Consider the following 12,536-nt stretch of genomic DNA (forward strand, 5'->3'; position numbering starts at 1 on the left):
TGGCAATTTAATGCCATTTAATCCCACTAACAGACAAGAGCGGAACCAACAAGTAAGCCATCAACGCGGTCAATGCCAGCCGGAGCTGGCCGATTCTCGTGCGCCTGGTCAAATCTCGCAACGACATCGTGGAACAGGACCACCGTGCTATCAAGCGAGCCACCAAACCGATGTTCAACTTCAAATCATTCCACTGCGCCGGCTCCGTGATTGCAGGCATCGAGCTCATGCACTTGATCCGCCAGGGCCAGTTCGCAATGGGTCGCACAGTTGTGATGCCATTCGCCGACCAATTCTATTCGCTGGCAGGACAGATCCGTCCAGTTTGAAGGCGGCAGCGCCATTCCGGGGAAATTTCGTTCCCGGATCTACAACGCGACAGCACCTTCGAAATTAGCGTCGCCTTCGCGTATTACCATATCACGCCTTCTATGGTGACATTTCACTTACTAAATATGCCGGTCATGCTGCGGGACGGACAATTTGGGTGGATCGTCAAACAGGAAAACACGTTCAGATATCCCCGATATACGCTGGAACTGGCGCGCTGTCGTAGGTATTCATCGTAGCGCATGTTCCATCGCCGTTAAAATAGAAATTTGCATTGCCATCCTTTTTCTTTATGGACTGCAGCATTGCAGCCCACATCGCACAAGTAGTTGGGGAGACTTCGCCGGAAGTCGAATTTAAGTTGCAAACTACGGTATAGTCATTGCGGCCTGAATGCAGAACATTTACATTGCCATTAGAATAAATTAGCACCTTGATTACTTTAACGTCACACTGGTAGGCTGCAAAGGAAGAAATGGGCAACATTGCAGCAAGTAAAAAAACAAAAAGACGCTTCATTATTAATCCTATTTTTAATTTATCAAATTTCGTGGCGAATCAGATGGCATCGCGCCATGACCGAAAACATCTCTTATATCGATCACCTTTATCGTTACACAGTATTTCCCAGTGTAAAATCCGCATTTTCTCTTCAGAATAAAACATTTCCAAGATTTTAAAATGCGCTTTCCATAGTTTTACCAATCAACAATCAACAATCAACAATCAACAAATTTTGATGTGCATTTAATTATTTTTAATTTCCTGAAATAATTAGGAGATAAAACATGCAGAACTAGAGCAGCACGGCATCATGTTTATTGATCGAATCAATCTTCAATGTTCAATATGAGTTCTCGAAGTGGCGCCATAAAAGAGTGAAAATATCTTAATGTGGCATTATATTTCCGATCACACCACACATGTCAAGGCAAATGTTGCATAAATATTTCTATTGACTGCATTCATTCCTTCGACTGATTTCTTCGTCGCTGCTGCGGGCCGCAAGTCAATTTCGATTTATCTGGTGGATCGAAGTAAACAGTTTTATCCCGTCGCTGATCTGAGGGAGATTTTTTAAGCAGATATTGCCATGCCTCAAATCAGCCGATCCTGCGCAGCGAGTGCATAAAATTGGTTGGCGACCAAGATATCATCGGCGCTATCGATTGCAAACGGCTTCTTGTGGATCATGTGCATGAGTTCAAGGCCTGCGAGCACATTGCCAGTGCAACGGGGCGACGTAAAGGTGAGCATCGGCCTGGTCACTCGCTTGATGGCGCGGAGGTCCTGTTCCAGGATATTGACTGGAGCTGCCATTTTGGTAAATTCATTGGTAAATTTTGGCAAATGGTAGCAGCATTTGGTGGTATTACGTGCCATTTTGCATTTCTGACAGACGAAAAAAAACCTGCTTTCCCCGATGAAAAGAGAGGAAAGCAGATTTTTTGACGTTATGCGTTTTTTGTTCGTGGTGCCCGGAGCCGGAATCGAACCGGCACGCCCTTACAGGCGGGAGATTTTAAGTCTCCAGTGTCTACCAGTTTCACCATCCGGGCAGCGCGGCAAGATTCTAGCACAAGTGATACCGATTACACCATCTTGCCCGGCAATTGGCATATCGTCGTCACTCGCTGCCGTGGCTGCTCTCCCTGGCCTTGTCCTGCGCTTCCTCCTTTGACACCAACCCGTTGAAGAACAGGTTCAGCAGCACGGCAACGATGGCCGACAGCAAGATGCCGCTATGCAACAGCGGCGACAGGGCTTTCGGCATGTGCTGCGCGTATTGCTCGGCCACCAGGGGCAGCATGCCGAAGCCGATCGACAGGGCCACGATGAGCAGGTTGTTGCGATTGCTCTTGTAATCGACGCCGGCCAGGATACGGATGCCTGTGGCGGCAACCATGCCGAACATGACCAGCCCTGCCCCGCCCAGCACGAACGCGGGCACGGCTTCGGCCACCTGCGCGATCTTCGGGATCACGCCCATCACCAGCAAAATGATGCCGGCCGCGACGCAGACCCAGCGGCTGCGCACGCCCGTCACGCCCACCAGGCCCACGTTTTGCGAAAACGAGGTGTAAGGGAAGGTGTTGAAGAGGCCGCCGATCAACGTGCCCAGGCCATCGACCCGCAGACCGCGGCTGATGTCGGCTTGCGTGATGCGCCTGTCCGTCATGTCGCCCAGCGCCAGAAACATGCCCAGCGATTCGATCATGACGACGATCATCACCAGGCTCATGGTGACGATGGCGACCAGGTCGAACGTGGGCATGCCGAACTGGAACGGCGTGACAATGGCAAACAGCTGGGCGCTGGCTACCTTGGCGAAATCGGCCTTGCCCAGCGCGAATGACAGGGCCGTGCCCGCGATGATGCCGATCAATACGGCGATATTCGACAGGAAACCGCGTCCATACTTGGCCACCAACAAGATGACGGCCAGCACAAAGAAGGCGATACCCATGTTGTCCAGCGCGCCATAGCCGGGATTGGCGATCATGGGCGCGGGCCCGGCTGGCGCGGGCAAGCCGGCCGCCGTGGCGGCAGCGGCCAACTTGACGAAAGCGGGGTCGGCAATTTGCGCCATGGTCGGCGGGCCGCCCATGGCCCAGTTGACGCCCACGCGCATCAGCGACACGCCGATCACGGCGATGATGCTGCCCGTCACGACGGGCGGAAACAACGCCAGCAATCGGCTGATGAAGGGGGCGATCAGCATGGAGACGACGCCGGCGCCGATCACGGCGCCAAAGATGCCGGTGATGCCCAGGGCGGGATCGCCGGCCATGACCAGCATGGGGCTGACGGCGGCAAAGGTCACGCCCATCATCACGGGCAGGCGGATGCCAAAGTATTTGCCGAGTCCCAGCGACTGGATCAGGGTCACCAGGCCACAACAGAACAGGTCGGCGCTGATCAGCGCCGCCACCTGCTCCGGCGACAGTTTAAGAGCACGTCCCACGATCAAGGGCACGGCAATGGCGCCCGCATACATGACCAGCACATGCTGCAGCCCCAGGGTAAATAGCTTGCCGGCAGGCAGTATTTCATCGACAGGCGATATGGCTGGCACGGTGGCGCCGGCACTGCGGCGGTGGATGGACTTCAAGCGGGGCGAGGCCATTTACGCTCCCATTCCTGTCATGCAACAACCGCGATGGTCGGGGATAGATGCGGAAAGGAATGCTGGACGACAGGAATACGACAGCGGCGGATGAGACATGCGAAGCTCCTTGAGATGGGACAGGCAAGGAAAGCCATGCACGCTTCGTGCCAGGCCAATTGTATACAGCCATTGTGCGAAAACCCGTCACCATCGCAACGTCAGGCACCGGACGCACTGTTTTCTGGCATGCCAGCGCGCCCTTCGCACCAGCCGGTGGCAGAAGGTGGGCCAAGAACCGCTATGCGCTATGAAAACCTGCCGCATGTGGAATTGACGATCTGCGATGCTCACTGACGCGGCGTCCCCCGACCTTCGTACAGTCGTGCTTCTTGATCCAGCGGAGGGGCCAAGCCTTGCTTCTGCTCGCTACGATTTTGTCAGGCGTCATGCGCCAGAAGACAACTGAAAGCAAAAATCCAGAAAATGGAAGTCCAGCGGCTCAGTTGCTCAGTTGCTCAGTTGCTGGCGCAAGCATCCAGCAGCGCCTCCAGTTGCCGTGCATGGGCAGCATGCAAGTGTTCACGCGCCAGCAGCGCTTGCACTTGCACAAAGATGCCGCGGGCCGGCACCGGAGGCAAGGCCGGCGCCACTGGGCGCGACGTGATGCACGGCTGAGCTACCGGCCACATTTCCGGCGCCGCTGGCCCTGCCGCGCAGCCGCTGAGCGAGACAACAAACAACAGGCAGGCAAACAGAAAGCCATCGCGCGGCAAGCCTGATACGCCGGATACGTCTGGCGCCCTCCTGGACGATGGCCTCATCGACGGCTTCATGGCAACTCGCTGGCGATCAATGCCTCGGCCGCGCGGCAGGCGTCGCCATCGGGCTGCAGCGCCAGGATGCGGCCGGCAGCCGCCTGCGCGTCCGCCTGCCCGGCCTGCGCACCGGCCAGCGCCTGCTGAACCCGCGCAGAGCGGCGCGCGCCCTCCTCGCGCATCACCTTCAAGGCATCATTCTGGCGCCGCGACGCCGCTTGCATCGCCTCTACTTGCACGGTGCAGGCGGCACGGCCCGCCTCGCGGCCCCAGCGCTGGGCGGAAAACACAGCCGCCCCAAGCAACAGCAGCATGGCCAGCACGGCCAATGGCGGCTTCATGCGAGCACCTTGCGCGCCGCCTGGTACAGGGCCAGGCGCTCGGCCAGGCCATTGACGCCGCCATTGATGCGGCGCGTCACCTTTTCCTGGTCGCCCGCATCGGCCAGTCCGTTCAAGCCACGCGATTGCCAGAACCAGCCCGCCGAGCGGCAGGCATAGGCCGTCTGCTCGAGCAAATCCGGCCTGGCCAGCAAGTCGAGCCCCAGCGCCACGCCGCACGCCGCATAATTGGCGCGTCCCGTTACCTGCAGCAAGCCGCGGCCCTTGAAACGCACACCGTCGCCGGCGACGACATTACCGAGATTGGCACGTCCCTCGTACGCCGCTCCGCTGGCCAGTTCGCGCACATAGCGCAACTGGCCAGACTCGTGGCCCACCTGCGCCAGGAACGCCGCCTGGCGCAGCGGCGTATTAATGCCGAATTCCGCCATCGCCGCATTCAAGTACGCCAGGAACAGGTTAGCGCGATGGCCGGCCAGCGGCATGATCTGTATCAATTGGGCGCCTGTCACAGCACGCCTCGCACATCCTTGACGACAGCGGCCGCATCGGCCGCCAGTTCGCCGATATCCTTGCCGCGGCGCTTGTCGAACCAGCGCACGCAGGCGCCCAGCACCCACCAGGCGGGCAAGCCGGCCGCCACCATCAGCGGTGCGGCGATGAAGAGAAAGCCCGTGGCAGGATCGCCGCCATACAGGCCTGCCACGGTCTTCGCGCTATCGAACAGGCTGGGCCACCAGGACAGCACGGCCGCCACGAGCAACGGACCGAGAAAGGTGGAAATGATAATGCTGGAGCAAAAGCGGATGAACGCCTCCTTCGTCGACTGGGGCCACATGAACATGAAGCCCAGCGAGGTGGCGGCGGCGCCGGCCAGCACGGGCACGCCAAACAGTTTGATCAGTGCGCCGCCGGCGGCGGTGGTTTCGATGGCCATGGTTGCCTTTCAGGTGGTGGAAATGAAAAAACCCGCCGGAGCGGGTTGGGGAGAAATGGCCACGATGTCACACGACCTTGACCATCACGTAGGCCCTGCCATCGGGCTCGATCGAGATCACGCGCCCGACCGCCTTGCGGTACTGCCTGTCGCTCAGGTCGTCCTCGTGCACGGCGATGCCCTTGATGCCGACACCATCCTGCACCGCAACGATGTAGTCGCCAGGCTGCGCGCCCAGCACGTTCACCGGCACGCGACCGGCGATGGCGATGCGGTCGACCTTTTGACGCCGGGCTTCCAGGGCTGCGTCAAAGGCGGCCATGGCTTCGGCGTCCTGCTTTACAGCGGCATGGTGGGCAAGCAGCGCAGCTGCGAAGACAGCCTGCTTTTCGATCCACTCGTCTTCGGTGTCGCCGGGCTCGGTGAGCACATCTTCATATGCCGGTGGATTGGAATCGGGAACTGGCTGCTGCATGCGCACGTCCTCACGACGCACAGGCTGGGTCGGCTCGGCTCCAGCCTGTGCCAACGGGCGCGACCCGATGTCGGTGCCCCACGAATCGCCACCGACGAACGAGGGGGCCGTAGACTTGATCGAAAACATCACTGCACCGTTCCACCTGTCAGTGACTTCATTGTCAGCGGTGATGCCGACAATCTGGCCAGGAGCGACGATTCCGCAGGTGTGGCTTTTGAAAATATACTCGGCATAATCGTTGCCATTAGTATTCACCGTGCCGGGGACATTAATACTGCGGTTTGTTGTACTATTTTTACCAACAGACAATACTGCGGGTGAAAACGACCATCCGGCCTGGCCATTTGACGCAACGATCCATACGGATGGATAGGCGCCGGCATCGGTGCCAACGTACAAAACCGGATCTCCCTCGGCAACGTTGCGGCTGATATTGTGTTGCGGCCCAATGTTGGAGCTGCCCGCTTTTAACAAGGGCACATACACCTGGCCATTGCCCTGAAATCGCGCAATGTCTGCGGAAGTCGTGTTGGAATCTTTGGCGTAGGCCCTCAATGTCAGGCGAAATCCGTCTTTGTCAGACGATTCAACACCATGCCGTCCGGAAACAAACCAGCCAAAATTTCCCGCAGAATAAGAGTTGGCCAGTCCCCCGATGCCAAGGGCAGCGATACTATTGACTTGCCCAGCAGGCGTACCCGCAGGGCATGGAAGAAGGTAGGCTCCGCCGGCCGTCCAGTCGCCAATAAACAGTCCTGCATTAAGCTGTGTTGCGATTGCCGGAGCCGCGTTGGTTCCGTTTTTTGATATACCTCGCTGGCGCGGCGGATAGGCTGCTGAATTACCGGAATCATAGACAAGCGTTCCGGCTGGCGTTGCTGCTACAGAGGCAGGATTCGCGTATGTTGTTGTCGTAAAACCCAACATATTGAAGGAGGCGGTGCCATACGTTGACGCTCTCGCGTTCAGGTATACCTCATATGTGCCGTTCGCCTGAAGATAAACTTGTATCCTCATATTAGTCGGGACAATGCCGTTAAACGTGGCGTCGTAATAAAATCCTCCCCTGACGCCCAGCAAGATCACAAAAGGAGTGCTCAAAGCGGCTGCCCAGTTGTCGTTCAAGACGCCGTCGATTCGCAGGTGTTGTGCATTGCTATCTGTATCAGCAGAAAATGTGGCAATACGATACCAAAGTCCAGTTGGGAAGTTCTGCCCGATGTAGGAGTAACCCGATTTATTTGTTACGCCCACACTGATAGGGCTTGCGGTCACAATCGAAGTATTGGGATCAATCCAGCCCGGATCCATAAACCCGTTCGGTCCTCCCAGCGGCGACATCCCTGCCTTCGGCGCATACGACGCCACCACGGCGCCGCGCCCGGCCAGCTCGTTCAGGCGCTGGATCGTATCCTTCTGTCCATAGTAAAAAAAATCACCCATTTCAATTCCTCGACTTCATTGTTATTGGCTGGCACCTGGGTTGGAGGTCGCCTGGAAAACCGGACGCCACAGGCGAAAAAAAACCCGCCGAAGCGGGCCACATTGGATTGCCGTACTCAGGCGACCTTGACGACGATGCGCGCACGGCCGTCGTCTTCGATGGCGATGACCTTGCCGATGGCGCGCATATATTGCTGGAGCGACATATCCTCCTCGCTGACGGCGATGCCGGCAATGCCTTCGCCATCCTGTACCGGCACGATGAACTGGCCGGGAACGGCACCCTGGACATTGCAGGGCACCTGGCCGGCAAATGCGATACGGTCGACCGTCTGGCGCAACGCTTCGAGTGCCTGGTCAAAGGCCAGGCCCGGTGCCTGACGCGCCGCCCACTCTTCGTCCGTTTCGCCAGGCAAGGCGACTTCGCGGTACGCAGCGGGCCTGGCCGGAATAGCCGGCGAGACCAGCGTCAGACCGTCATAGATGGCATCAACGGCAGCTTGCGCCTCGCTGACCAGCTGCGATTCGACGCCATCGAGGACACGCGTCACGGAGGCAGGACGCTGGCCAAGCTGTTGCGACCATTTGTCGCCGCCCACCATGCAGGGATCGGTGGATTTCACGGCAAACGAAATGGCGTCAGCCCAGCGATCGGTAAGCTTGCCATCCGCGCCGACGCCGATCACCTGTCCTGCCGCGACGCTGCCGCATGCAGGGGCCTTGAACATGTATTCGGCATAATCGGCGCCACTGGCATTGATCGTGCCGGCGGCATTGATGCTGCGGCCGGTAGTCTGGATGCCCACATACAGCACGGCGGTGCTCCCCGCCCATGATGCCGTGCCGGCACCAGCCAGCACCGCCAGGGTGGCCGTCGCCGGTTCGCCGGTGCGGCCCACGTACAGTATCTCTCCCGCCGGTGTCGTATCCTTGTAAATCGTATGGAGGTCGCGCGCCGCCGCGCTCGTGGAGGCGGGACCGCAGCGCATATTGCCCGGCCACGCCACCTGGCCTGTGCCGGTGATACCCAGCAACGGTGCGGAAAAATTAGCGCTGCTTTCGTCCCAGGCCCGCAGATTCATCTTGTAGCCTTGAGAATAAAGGCTGCCGGTGCCTGCGGAGGTGGACCAGAGGAAGCGGCCGGGAAACGCAGCGCCGGCTATGCCGCCGACACCCAGCGCGCCCACTTCGTAATATGTGTTTGCCAACAATGGATTGCCGCCGTTCGGCACCGACAGGCTGCTTTGCTGTCCGCCGCGTAAGCCTGCATGGATGGTTTTAGGACCATTCAACGTCGAATTAGTCTGCAACTCGACGGCTCCCGGCCGCACTGTCATGGCTGGTGCACCAGCAACGCTCAGTGCATACACCGCGATGGCATCCCACGAATCCTTGGGCGGCTCGGTGCCCAGGAATTCCAGCTTTTGCTGAAACCACATATTTGAGTCGATATAGCAGGACAGCGTGGAAAACTGCACCGCGCCCACATAGATGACGCCATCGCTGCCTATCCTGACCCCCTGGATATCGGCATGCTTGCCATCGCCGGTGCTGTACCAGGAGCCACGAATCTTGCCGTCGTTATCGCAGCGCAGCAAGATCACCGTTTCGATGCCATTGGAGCTAGTTTCATATGAGGAATAAGAAGTCGCGCCGGAAATCCGGATAGTGGCTTCGCCACCCAAGGCGGCCACATTGAACTTGGCAACACGCCACCAGCCATTGCTCAGACCAACATTCTGCTGCTGGCCCGGGCCCCGTACCGCCATGGTGATAAAGCTGGGCGTCGTGATAGGGCCAGTCATCGTGCCACCAGTCAAGGGCAAGGCGTTGTACGGCCCCGCCGCAAACGCGTCATCCATCTGGTTGAGTTTCTCGACGACATCGAGCTGGCCTGGATAAAATTTCTTGGACATTCAAATTCCTTCGATTTCAAGTGGAAAGGCATAAGTGCCGAAATACGGTGTCGTCACGGCGCCCAGATTGCTGGCCTTGCCGTACACGGTGTATTCCTGCTCCAGCACGGGATCGGGGTTTTCTGGAAACAGGCTGACCAGCATGGGCGTATGCTTGGCGTTGTCGCGCAGGATGCGCGCCAGGCGCATGCGGTCATCTGCCTGCAGGTGGCTGAGCTGCAGGGTCAGCTTGTTGCTCGTGTTTCCCTTTTGCGTCAGCAAGTCGCCCGCCTCGTTACGAAAATGCGCGCTGCTATCCTGGTTCTGCAGGCCGGCGCCATAATCGGCATTGCATTGCGGCGACCAATAGTCGCCCGCCACCAGGCGGCCAGCCTCGAGGTAGCCTTGCGGGTTCTGCCCATCGTCCAGGTCGATGACCATGTGCCGGCCCCGCGCCGGGTCGAACCACGCCACTGCCGCCGCGCCGCCGCCACCGCCCCAGGTGCCCACGCCCCCCCAGCGATAGGCATTGAAGGCAAGCGGCAGAATGCCGAAGTCGCGCGGCGCGAACGGCGCCGGTGCACACGCGCGCACCCAGCCGGTGTCCAGCACGGGCGCGCCATCGCCCGGCATGGCATACAGGCGCACGCGCATGGCACCGCCTGAAGTCAGATTGGTAAATGGAAAGGCGACGCAGCCGATGCGTTCGGCCACGGGCCAGGACAGGACAAAAGTCGCCCGCGTCCCCGTCGAGCGATAGATGTCGGTCTTGATATCGCTTTGCAGATTGCCGGCCGCCAGGTCGCCGGCCGCCGTCGAGGTGGCAAGCGTTGCCCGGTCTGCCGCGTTGTCGTAAATAATGCGAAGAGTTTTCATGGAAGTCATTCAGTAGTCGTCACCGTTAATGATGTAGCACCGCTCCTCTGGGGCAAGGCATTCCAGCCGGAATTATTGTCATCCCGATACACGAACGATGTGGTCCCCTGGAAAGCCTGGAAATCTCACCGTTGGACAAAGTCCAGCCTGGGCTGTAGGCGGTAATACGAAACCGCGCATCGCTGCTCAGCCTGGCGCCATTTCCCTCGGAGCGGCCGGGCGCGGCAGAGGAAATCAGATACGGAGAGCCGATGCCCGTCAGTGCCTGGCTTTGCACCGCGCCGCCTTTGGAGGTGTCGCGAAACGAGGCCAGTCGAGCTTGCGCCGAATGACGAGCATTTTTTCCGTACTGTCCCAGGTCCGGCTTGCCGCGCTGTCCCGGATGCGCACACCCACGAGCCCCGAGGCTCCCTGCCCGACCAGCCGCAAGAAACACTGGACTGTCGGTATGACAGTCCACACGGCACCACTGACAACGATTTCCCAGGTATTCGCTCCGACATTCAAAATGGAGCAGATGGCAAACCGTTGTGGCGAAAGAAGCTGGATAAACGCCATCGGCGGATGTAGCGGGTTAATGTGGTAGATGTAGTACGGGTCGCCGGAACCAGAAATTGGCGCAAAGGCGTCGGAAACATAACCGAAGGGCTGGCGTTTGCCGGTAAAAACAGCGTTTCCTATCAGTCAGGGTGATCACGCCCGGTGCCCCCGGCTCCTTCCGTATCGACGTGGAACACCAGACTGTCCGCGGACAACACCAGCAAGGCGCCCGCTTCCGGCGCCGTCAGGCGTGGCGACGCCACCTGCTGCAGCGCGTCGCGGTCATTGAGGATGGTGCTCATACGATAAATCCCACTTTCACGTGTCCCGTCAGCCAGTCAGGCGCCAGCGAGACGACCTGGCCCGGCATACCCTTGTCCATGCCGAAGCGCGGATGCGTCACCGTCACGGCCTGCCCCAGTTCCAGCGCCAGCATTTCCGCCGTGCCGTCGAATTCATAGACCGTGCGCGGCACCCGGCCAATCGCCAGGCGGCGCTGCGCCTCGGCCTCGGCATCGACGCGGCGCAACAGCATGGTGTCCTGCTGTACCGGTTCCGCGTCGAGCCGGTAATCGGCCTGCACGCCGGCATCCGAGCGGGTGGCCGTCAGCCATTCCGTTTCAAACAGATCCTTGTGCTGGACCGGAATACCCGTCAGCAGACCCGTTTGCAGCGTCCAGTTCTTGCAGAAACCCAGCTTGACGGATGCCGTCGGCGCGCTGCGGCTGACAGGCGTCAGGGTGCCCGCCACCATGTGCTGCGGCCCCACCTGCGCTGGCGAGCCGACGGGCGGCAGGCTGATTTGCAGCAGCCGCAGCTGCCCCAGGCGCGACATCACCAGCTGTGCGCCCAGGCTGGACGCGAGCATCTGGCAAGCGTTGAGCACATTCGTGCGACCGGCCAGGAACAGGCCGACGGCTTGCGGATGCGCGGCATCGAAAGCCGCGAGATTGCCCACGTCGAGGTCACTGTCGGCAAAGCGGTCGCCCGCCTTGCCGTAGGCAGTCGCCAGGCGCCGCACCAGCGCGGCCACCGTATTGGCGTAGGCGGCCGGACGGTCGCCCTGCACTGAAACAGTGACCGTCCCGGCGGGCGCCGCCGCCAGCGTGAACTTGCCGCTGGCGTTGTCCGCCGTGATGCGCACCGGCAGGCCGTTGTCGCGCACCTCGATGACGGCGTCGATGGCGCCGCCGTGCACCTGGTACTGCAGCAGGGCCGGATCGGCCAGCAGCGGCGTGATGTTGTGCACCTCGCCAAAAGTCAGCGGCAGCACGGCGTCCTTGTTCGGCGTCGCGCCACCCAGCTTGGCCTCGCTGACGGGCGTGTTCAGGCGCTGCAGCTTGTCGCGCAGCTTCAGGGCCAGCTTGTCGCGCCCTTTTGGCGCGATGTCGGCCACCACGCCATTGAAGATCATGCGGAAGTCGCCGCGGCGCCAGCGCGGGTCGCCGATCCAGGCGCGGATCGGCCGGTTCATCCACACGTCATCGAGCCAGCCGTCGCGGATGCCGGACGGGTTGTGGATCTCGATATCGCCCGCCGACAGGCTGGCCTCACCGCCCAGCGACAGCTGCTCGGTGAACTGCATGCCCGTCGAGACGATGGATTGGTACGCCAGGTTGGGCGGCGTATCGTCGGGCGCCGTGACATACGCGCCCGTGCTCAGGAAGCGCGTCACTTCCGTGGCACCGCTGCGCACGACCACCTCGATCAGCACCAGACGGCGCGCCGAGGTGCTGCGCAGCCACGCGGTGAACTGCGCGTCGCTCATGGCC

11 protein-coding genes, 1 tRNA gene and 1 pseudogene are annotated in these 12,536 nt (G+C 60.0%); 1 reads left to right on the top strand and 12 read right to left on the bottom strand.

Translation table 11 applies throughout. The features are described 5' to 3' along the window. Positions 1–32: 32 nt before the first annotated feature. Positions 33–329, top strand: a pseudogene (locus tag AC1RDJ_RS22955) (DDE-type integrase/transposase/recombinase); the annotation flags it as partial. Between the two features lie 184 nt (positions 330–513). On the opposite strand, the gene AC1RDJ_RS22960 reads toward AC1RDJ_RS22955, so the two are convergent. From AC1RDJ_RS22960 to AC1RDJ_RS23015, 12 genes are all read right to left on the bottom strand, one after another. Beyond that, positions 514–849: a hypothetical protein gene (locus AC1RDJ_RS22960; RefSeq protein WP_493028808.1), complete on the bottom strand. Its 336-nt coding sequence runs from the start codon at positions 847–849 to the stop codon at positions 514–516. 579 nt (positions 850–1,428) lie between these two features. Continuing rightward, positions 1,429–1,713: a hypothetical protein gene (locus tag AC1RDJ_RS22965; protein WP_493028809.1), complete on the bottom strand. Its 285-nt coding sequence runs from the start codon at positions 1,711–1,713 to the stop codon at positions 1,429–1,431. Positions 1,714–1,802: 89 nt separating this feature from the next. Next, positions 1,803–1,889, bottom strand: a tRNA-Leu gene (locus tag AC1RDJ_RS22970). 68 nt (positions 1,890–1,957) lie between these two features. Then, positions 1,958–3,457, bottom strand: coding sequence for a nucleobase:cation symporter-2 family protein (locus AC1RDJ_RS22975; RefSeq protein WP_493028810.1), 1,500 nt, complete (start codon positions 3,455–3,457; stop codon positions 1,958–1,960). 811 nt (positions 3,458–4,268) lie between these two features. Next, positions 4,269–4,595, bottom strand: coding sequence for a hypothetical protein (locus AC1RDJ_RS22980; protein ID WP_493028811.1), 327 nt, complete (start codon positions 4,593–4,595; stop codon positions 4,269–4,271). Further along, positions 4,592–5,107, bottom strand: a complete 516-nt coding sequence (locus AC1RDJ_RS22985; RefSeq protein ID WP_493028812.1) for a glycoside hydrolase family 19 protein — start codon at positions 5,105–5,107, stop codon at positions 4,592–4,594. Before AC1RDJ_RS22985 ends, AC1RDJ_RS22980 begins: the two co-directional genes overlap by 4 nt. Continuing rightward, positions 5,104–5,532 carry a hypothetical protein gene (locus AC1RDJ_RS22990; RefSeq protein WP_071323118.1) on the bottom strand — a complete coding sequence of 143 codons (429 nt, stop codon included), beginning with the start codon at positions 5,530–5,532 and terminating at the stop codon, positions 5,104–5,106. Before AC1RDJ_RS22990 ends, AC1RDJ_RS22985 begins: the two co-directional genes overlap by 4 nt. A gap of 67 nt (positions 5,533–5,599) precedes the next feature. After that, positions 5,600–7,453: a hypothetical protein gene (locus tag AC1RDJ_RS22995; RefSeq protein WP_493028813.1), complete on the bottom strand. Its 1,854-nt coding sequence runs from the start codon at positions 7,451–7,453 to the stop codon at positions 5,600–5,602. Positions 7,454–7,569: 116 nt separating this feature from the next. Then, on the bottom strand, positions 7,570–9,369 hold the full coding sequence (locus tag AC1RDJ_RS23000) for a hypothetical protein (RefSeq protein WP_071323116.1): 1,800 nt from the start codon (positions 9,367–9,369) through the stop codon (positions 7,570–7,572). Further along, the gene (locus tag AC1RDJ_RS23005; RefSeq protein ID WP_493028814.1) at positions 9,370–10,224 is read right to left on the bottom strand and encodes a hypothetical protein; all 855 of its coding nucleotides are present in this window, start codon (positions 10,222–10,224) and stop codon (positions 9,370–9,372) included. A 680-nt stretch (positions 10,225–10,904) separates the two neighbouring features. Beyond that, positions 10,905–11,066 (bottom strand): hypothetical protein, encoded by a 162-nt coding sequence (locus tag AC1RDJ_RS23010; RefSeq protein ID WP_493028815.1) that lies wholly within the window; start codon positions 11,064–11,066, stop codon positions 10,905–10,907. Continuing rightward, the gene (locus AC1RDJ_RS23015; protein ID WP_493028816.1) at positions 11,063–12,532 is read right to left on the bottom strand and encodes a hypothetical protein; all 1,470 of its coding nucleotides are present in this window, start codon (positions 12,530–12,532) and stop codon (positions 11,063–11,065) included. The genes AC1RDJ_RS23010 and AC1RDJ_RS23015 overlap by 4 nt, the downstream gene beginning before the upstream one ends. Positions 12,533–12,536: the final 4 nt, after the last annotated feature.

Source organism: Janthinobacterium sp. GW822-FHT07H10 (genome assembly GCF_058798675.1).

Coding starts and splice junctions, on each gene's coding strand:
- AC1RDJ_RS22975 (WP_493028810.1), bottom strand. CDS start 3,457: ATGGCCTCGCCCCGCTTGAAGTCCATCCACCGCCGCAGTGCCGGCGCC.
- AC1RDJ_RS22965 (WP_493028809.1), bottom strand. CDS start 1,713: ATGGCACGTAATACCACCAAATGCTGCTACCATTTGCCAAAATTTACC.
- AC1RDJ_RS23005 (WP_493028814.1), bottom strand. CDS start 10,224: ATGAAAACTCTTCGCATTATTTACGACAACGCGGCAGACCGGGCAACG.
- AC1RDJ_RS23015 (WP_493028816.1), bottom strand. CDS start 12,532: ATGAGCGACGCGCAGTTCACCGCGTGGCTGCGCAGCACCTCGGCGCGC.
- AC1RDJ_RS23010 (WP_493028815.1), bottom strand. CDS start 11,066: ATGAGCACCATCCTCAATGACCGCGACGCGCTGCAGCAGGTGGCGTCG.
- AC1RDJ_RS22960 (WP_493028808.1), bottom strand. CDS start 849: ATGAAGCGTCTTTTTGTTTTTTTACTTGCTGCAATGTTGCCCATTTCT.
- AC1RDJ_RS22980 (WP_493028811.1), bottom strand. CDS start 4,595: ATGAAGCCGCCATTGGCCGTGCTGGCCATGCTGCTGTTGCTTGGGGCG.
- AC1RDJ_RS22995 (WP_493028813.1), bottom strand. CDS start 7,453: ATGGGTGATTTTTTTTACTATGGACAGAAGGATACGATCCAGCGCCTG.
- AC1RDJ_RS23000 (WP_071323116.1), bottom strand. CDS start 9,369: ATGTCCAAGAAATTTTATCCAGGCCAGCTCGATGTCGTCGAGAAACTC.
- AC1RDJ_RS22990 (WP_071323118.1), bottom strand. CDS start 5,532: ATGGCCATCGAAACCACCGCCGCCGGCGGCGCACTGATCAAACTGTTT.